The following is a 1,067-nucleotide window of genomic DNA, read 5'->3' on the forward strand; positions in this document are numbered from 1 at the left end:
CGCCATCGTTGACCAGGTCTCGCGTCTGCAAGTGCAGACCCTCGACGACAACTGCGATGAATACGGCATCGTCGAGTTCAAGATGAACGACGTTCGCCAGGGCATCGTCCACGTCATCGGCCCGGAGCAGGGCGCGACCTTGCCGGGCATGACCGTGGTCTGCGGCGACTCCCACACCTCGACCCACGGCGCATTCGGCGCATTGGCGCACGGTATCGGTACTTCCGAGGTCGAGCATGTGCTCGCCACCCAGTGCCTGGTCGCCAAGAAAATGAAAAACATGCTGGTACGGGTCGAAGGCCAATTGCCGTTCGGCGTGACCGCCAAGGACATCGTGCTCGCCGTGATCGGCAAGATCGGCACCGCCGGCGGTAACGGCCACGCCATCGAATTCGCCGGCAGTGCGATTCGCGACTTGTCCGTGGAAGGCCGCATGACCATCTGCAACATGTCCATCGAAGCCGGCGCTCGTGTGGGCCTGGTAGCGGCTGACGAAAAAACCGTGGAATACGTCAAGGGTCGTCCTTTCGCACCGAAAGGCGCGGAATGGGATCTGGCCGTCGAAGCCTGGAAAGACCTGGTGTCTGACGCCGACGCCAAGTTCGATACTGTTGTCGAGCTCGATGCCACCCAGATCAAGCCGCAAGTCAGCTGGGGCACTTCGCCTGAGATGGTGTTGGCGGTGGATCAGAACGTGCCGGATCCTGCGAAGGAAATGGACTTGGTCAAGCGCGACTCCATCGTCCGTGCCTTGAAATACATGGGTTTGACCGCCAACCAGGCGATCACCGACATTCAGCTCGACCGCGTGTTCATCGGTTCCTGCACCAACTCGCGGATCGAAGACCTGCGTGCGGCGGCCGTGATCGCCAAGGGCCGCAAAGTGGCCTCGACCATCAAGCAGGCCATCGTCGTGCCGGGCTCGGGCCTGGTGAAGGCCCAGGCTGAATCGGAAGGCCTGGACAAGATTTTCCTCGAGGCTGGTTTCGAATGGCGCGAGCCGGGTTGCTCGATGTGTCTGGCGATGAACCCGGACCGTTTGGAGTCCGGCGAGCACTGCGCTTCGA

Annotated in this window: 1 protein-coding gene; it reads left to right on the forward strand. The window is 61.7% G+C overall.

Features of this window, described 5'->3' with window-relative positions:
* A partial coding sequence (gene leuC, locus ACXRVY_RS31080) for a 3-isopropylmalate dehydratase large subunit (protein ID WP_458239215.1) occupies positions 1-1,067 on the forward strand: 1,067 nt, incomplete at both ends.

The sequence above is a fragment of the Pseudomonas sp. P5_A2_2 genome (genome assembly GCF_054177685.1).